The 5,324-nt window shown below is 70.9% G+C and carries 5 protein-coding genes; all 5 read right to left on the bottom strand.

Annotated features, from left to right (window positions below; genetic code table 11):
* Window positions 1-1,255 (bottom strand): insulinase family protein (locus tag ABZU75_RS45170; protein ID WP_355569324.1); only part of this gene is annotated, 1,255 nt, incomplete at its 3' end.
* Complete coding sequence (locus ABZU75_RS45165) at window positions 1,252-2,526, bottom strand: pitrilysin family protein (protein WP_355569321.1); 1,275 nt, start codon at window positions 2,524-2,526, stop codon at window positions 1,252-1,254. The genes ABZU75_RS45170 and ABZU75_RS45165, both read right to left, overlap by 4 nt.
* On the bottom strand, window positions 2,526-3,479 hold the full coding sequence (locus ABZU75_RS45160) for a hypothetical protein (RefSeq protein ID WP_355569318.1): 954 nt from the start codon (window positions 3,477-3,479) through the stop codon (window positions 2,526-2,528). The genes ABZU75_RS45165 and ABZU75_RS45160 overlap by 1 nt, the downstream gene beginning before the upstream one ends.
* The gene (locus ABZU75_RS45155; RefSeq protein ID WP_355569315.1) at window positions 3,476-4,084 is read right to left on the bottom strand and encodes a flavoprotein; all 609 of its coding nucleotides are present in this window, start codon (window positions 4,082-4,084) and stop codon (window positions 3,476-3,478) included. The genes ABZU75_RS45160 and ABZU75_RS45155 overlap by 4 nt, the downstream gene beginning before the upstream one ends.
* Window positions 4,077-5,042 (bottom strand): LLM class flavin-dependent oxidoreductase, encoded by a 966-nt coding sequence (locus ABZU75_RS45150; protein WP_355569312.1) that lies wholly within the window; start codon window positions 5,040-5,042, stop codon window positions 4,077-4,079. The genes ABZU75_RS45155 and ABZU75_RS45150 overlap by 8 nt, the downstream gene beginning before the upstream one ends.
* Window positions 5,043-5,324 lie beyond the last annotated feature (282 nt).

Here is a 5,324-nt window from a genome sequence, read left to right as displayed (position 1 = left end):
GCTGACCACCACCCGGTCCGTCCGGCGGCGGCTCGTCCTTGACCGGTCTGTGCCACGTGAGGAGGCCGGCCCGGAGACCGATCGGTTCCGCGGCGACCACGCCGGAGAAGCGCCCGGGAGTGAGGAACTCCTCGGCCGCGGCCACCACGGCGTCCGGCGTCACGGCGGCCAGACGGTGCGAGAAGTCGAGCAGCCAGAGCGGATCCATGCCCTTGGCGGCCAGATCGGTGAGCGCGGAGGCGAAGGCGGCACGCGGAGCCATGCGGGTCGCCATGGAACCGAGGGCATAGGTGCGGGCGACTTGGATCTCCTGTCCTGTGGGGGGACGCGTCCGCATCCCGCGGAGTTCGGCGCCCAGCACCTCCATCGCGGCGCCGGTGGTGGCGGCCGAGGTGTCGGCCTCGATCGCCAGGAGCCCGCTACCGGGCTGGAGGTCGAAGAACGAGATGACGCTGTACACGTAGCCCTTGTCCTCGCGCAGGCTTCTCGACAGCCGGGAGGAGAGGTAGCCGCCCAGGAGGTTGCAGGTCAGGAAGAGCGCGGGATAGCGCTCGTGCTCTATCGTCACCGCCTGCACGCGCAGCCGGATGCGAGACTGCGGCGCGCCCGGCCGCGGCAGCAGCGCCAGCCGGCCACCGTCGATCCTGGGCAGCGGCGGCAGCGGCGGCGCGCTCCGCGCGAGCGGCCGCCAGCCAGCCAGCGCCTTCTCCACGGCATCGGCCATCCGCTCCGGGTCGTCCGGCGAGAGGATGATCAGGACGGCGCCGCTGGGGTCGAACGGCCGGTGCCGCGGCTCCGCGATCCCGGTCAGCTCGTCCTCCTCCGGCACCAGGAAGGTCGCCGGATGGTCGCCGAACAGGTGCCGCGCCAGCTCGGACCTGACCGCGACGTCGGGGTGGGCTCTGGTCATCCTGAGCTGCGCGATCAGTTGCCCACGCACCGACTCCACCTCGGCGGGCACCCCTTCCACCACCTCCGTCAGCGCTGACATGAGGTGGTCCACGTCCTGCACGGAGCAGGAGGCGGTGACGGTCGTCTTGTACACGTCGGCCGCCACGCTCAGCTCCACGCCGTCGTCCGTGCTCCGCCGTTGCGACAGGCAGGCCGCCAGCAGCATGGACTCGGCCAGATCGCGCCGGGTCAGGCAGGGAGAGGGAAGGTGGAGACGCACCTCGACCAGGGGGGTGACGCCGTGGCGCAGGGCCAGCAGGCGCAGGCCGTTTCCCAGAGTGCGATCCACGACCGCGTTACTCATCGTCCCTCCTCCGGAACAGCTCTGAGCAGCGCGCGGGAATCCGGGCGCAGGCCGCGCGCCGCCGCCGCCACATCGGCGGCGGTCACCTCGGCGCACAGTTCGGGCAGCCGCGCGACGCGGCCGGGATCAGCGAACAGCAGCTCGAATCGCCCGGTCATCCGCACCTGGTTGGCGAGCTGGTCCATGGACCGGTGATGGGAGTTGACCCACGCGGTACGCCAGCGCAGCAACTCCTCGTCGGTGGGCCCGAGCGCGCCGATCGACTCCAGTTCGGCGTCCACGGCGGCCAGCACCCGTTCGGCCGGCAACTCCTTCGGGTGGACCGCGGTGAGGATCCACATGTCCGGCTCGCGAGCGTCGAGGAAGTCGAACAGGCCGACGCGGGCCGAGAAGATGACGGCCTGCCCCGTCTCGCGCCGCAGTCGCTCACGCAGCCGCGGCTGGGTGCCCCCGGCCAGAACGCCCGCGAGGGCGGACAGCGCGAAGTGGGCATGCGGGTCGGCGGCCGGGTCAGGTACCCGGTGGCCGACGGCGAAGGCGGGAAGCGGCGCCAGCGAGTCGGTGTACTCGGCCTCCAGCTGACCGGCCGGCTCCGGCTCCCACCAGGAGCCGAGCGCGGGGGCGGGCCGGGGCGGGATCTCCCCGAACGTACGCCCGATGACCTCCAGCACCGCGCCGGCCTCGACGTCACCCACGACCGTCACCACGGCGTTGGCCGGGCTGTAATGGCGGTCGAAGAAGTCCACGCAGTCATGAAGAGTGACCTGTTGGAGGGCGGCGTAGTCGCCGTACCCGTCGTGGGCGTTGGCGAAGTCGTGGAAGAGCACGGGGGACAGCCTGGGCCAGGGGAAGCCGCCGTAGGGCTTGCGGATCTTGCCCAGCACCTCCTCCCGCACGACCGAGGTCTGGGCCCGGATGGCCCGCTCGGTGATCTTCGGGGCTCGCATGCGACCGGCCTCCAGCGCGATCGCCCGCGCGACAGCCTCGGCGGGGACGACGTTGTAGAAGTCGGTGTAGTCCTGCCGGGTGGAGGCGTTGCAGAAACCCCCGATGCTCTCAAGCTGCTGGAAGTGGTCCAGCTCGTTGCCGGCCTCCCCCTGGAACATCAGGTGCTCGAACAGATGGGCGAGCCCTGACCTGTTCTCGGCCTCCGCGCGAAAGCCGACGTCGTAGTGGACGGCGACGCCCGCGATGGGCGCGGAGTGCTCCTCCTCGACGACCACCCGCAGCCCGTTGTCCAACGTCACGCGCACGATCTCGGTAGTCTTCATCAGTGGCTCACCTTGTGCGAGGAGGAGGGCAGAAGTTGCCCGGCGTCCGCCGCGTCGATCGCATCGGCGACGAGCTTCAGGTAGTCCGCCAGGACATCGTGCCAGCCCACGTAGGCGGCGAAATCGTGGGTGTGGGTCAGGAATCGCAGGGCGGCGGCCCTGCCTACGGCGGCGAGGTCCAGGGGGGCGTTGTAGCCGTCCAGCACGCAGCCGATGAGGGCGTCGTAGTCGAGGGCGGGGAACGTGTTGTGGCCCGGCTGCTGGAACGTTTCACGAAACTCCACCAGTTCGCCGATGAGCCAGCCCACGTCGAACTCCGGCGGACCGGAGCTGAGGTCCTCACCGGTCAGCAGGCAGCCGTCCTGATCCTGGGTCAGGGGCAGCAGGATGCCGTGGCCGGGGGCGCCGTGCAGCAGTACGTGCCGTCCCTCCGACGGCGGCACGCACCACGCCTCGACCGTGGAGATCCGGTCATGGCCGAGGATCCCGGTCGCGTGGGAGTGGAGCTCCGGCGCGGCGGTGGGCCCCTGTCCGCTGCGCAGCCAGGAGAGTAACCGCTGCGGACCCGCCGGTGAGGGCAGGTCGGTCTGCGGCACCGGTACGGTATGCAATCGGGCGAGGGTCGTGCCGGTTTCCACGAGGGTGTCCATGGCGACCTGTTCGATGTCGAACTTTTCCGTACCCGGCCTTAAACCAAGGAGTACGGCCGCGATCGAGCGGGCCTGACCGGTCCGGTAGGTCACCCCGGCGCCCTCCCTCGGCTCCGGGACGGTGAGCCCGACCCGCCCCCGCGGCACCGCCCGGACGGCTGCCAGGACGGTGGGATCAGGCGTGCGGATCGCGCCGCCGCGGTGGGGCCCGGGGCGCCGGGTCCACCGATAGTCCCCGTCGTCGTGCTTGACGATCGTGGTGAGCACGAAGCCCGTGCCGAAGGATTCGACGACCTTGCTCATCTGGCTTCTTTCTCTCGGATGGCGCGCAGTTTCTCCAGCCGCTCGATCAGAGTGGGGAGCGGGGCGGCCGCCGCAACGCTCTCTTCTCTGGTGTGGGCGCTTATACCGAGCACGGGGTCGACGAACGCGACGTTGGGCCTGGCCTTGATCGCCGCTTGGTGCTGCTGGTAGGCGTATGACCGGATGGCGTTCGGCGGCACTGCCGGCGCGATCCCGATCAGTGCGGAGGTGCACTGGAGCGCCAGCAACATGGGGGTGTCGCCGAAACCGTTGGCGAACCTGCTCAGGAAGTGGTAGGTCGCCGGGTAGACCAGGACGGTGTCCGGCCAGGACGCGTAGTCCACGTGGGGCGAGCCAGGCTTCGGAACGTCCGGCCAGACGTCAAGTGGCACATCCTTGTTGAGGATGGACGCGAGCGACTGCCGGGTCACGAACCTCTCCGCGCTTCTGGTCACCACCGCCCGGATGTCCAGGCACGGGTAGAAGAGCCGCAGCCAGTTGAACCAGTACGGCACGAAGGTGGCGTTGAGCGACCCGGTGACGAGCACGAGCAGACGCTCGGCGCGGAACGACGGCGCACTCTGGGGCTGCCCGGCCTCACTCATCGGCGTTCGCCATCGCGCTGAGGATCTGCTCGGCGTCCGCCGCCGCCGCCGTGAATCCCTCGGTCGACGCGACACCAATGGTGTTGAGAATGACCTCGTCCACGCCCGCCTCGCGGTACTCGCGCAACCGCTCGACGACCTCCTCCGGCGTGCCGTACACGTAGACCCCCGCCTCGACCAGGGCCGCGGCGCCCGCCCGCGGGTCGGCCGGGTCCGCAGGCACCCCGGCTCGCCTGAGCATGTCGGTGTAGTGCGGCGCCCCCAGGTGAGCCCCGGCCCCGACCCGTGCGAGCCTGAGCGGGTCGCGGCCGGGGGCGGCCAGCGCCACGTGCACGACGGTCGCGACGCGGGGCACCGAGCCGCGGTCCGCCGCGCCCTCGGCCAGGGCGGGGATCAGCGTGTCCCGGACGTAGCCGGGCGGCGTCATCCAGGTGATGGCCACGTCCGCGACGGCGCCCGCCGCCCGCGCCATGCCCGGGCGGAGGACGCCCAGGCCCACCTCGACGGGCGCGTGCCTCATCGGGAGCAGCCCGCCGGAGGCGACGCACGCCTCGCAGGTGTGCCCGGAGATCCCACCGTCGAGGATGCCGCGCACCGCGCGGGCGTACCCGGCCGCGGCCGTCGCCGGCTTCTCGTACGGCGCGCCGCGAAGCGCCCTGACCAGTTCCGGGGTGGCGGCGCCGTACCCGGCGACCACCGGACGACCGGTGAGCACCGCCAGGCTACGCGCCTGGGCCGCCGCCTCCATCGGATGCCGCAGCGGCATCAGCGTCACGCCCATGCCGGACGGCACCTTGATGCCCCGGCCCGCCAGGTAGGCGATCGTCTGGTGCGTCTCAGCCGCCAAGGACTGTCCCAGCCAAAGTCGGCCGGCCAGCCCGTTCATCACCAGCTTGCCGAAGGGCACCACCACATCGGGATGCGCGGGTTGGGTTGGGAACAGCAACCCGGGAGCCATGGAACCTCCAAGATCAGATATTTGTGCGGGCGCTCAACCCCGCAGCGCGCCGACCCCTGCAGCCGGTTGAACCTCGCATCTGGAGCCGTGACGGTGTCACGGGCCGCCTCTGCGCGCCCGTGACACCGTCACACAATGTTGTGGCCGGTTAGCACTCGAGGACGGCGGTGAAGCTGATGAAGCTGATAGTCAGGACGGTGGTGAGGGGGGTGGCTTCGGGGGTGTCGGTTTCGGGGGTGGTGGCGATTTCGGCGAGGGTGGTGTAGGTGTTGGCGCCTTCGA

The organism is Streptosporangium sp. NPDC005286 (assembly GCF_040607515.1).
GTDB lineage: Bacteria > Actinomycetota > Actinomycetes > Streptosporangiales > Streptosporangiaceae > Streptosporangium.
This window is presented reverse-complemented; position numbering and strand designations above follow the sequence as displayed.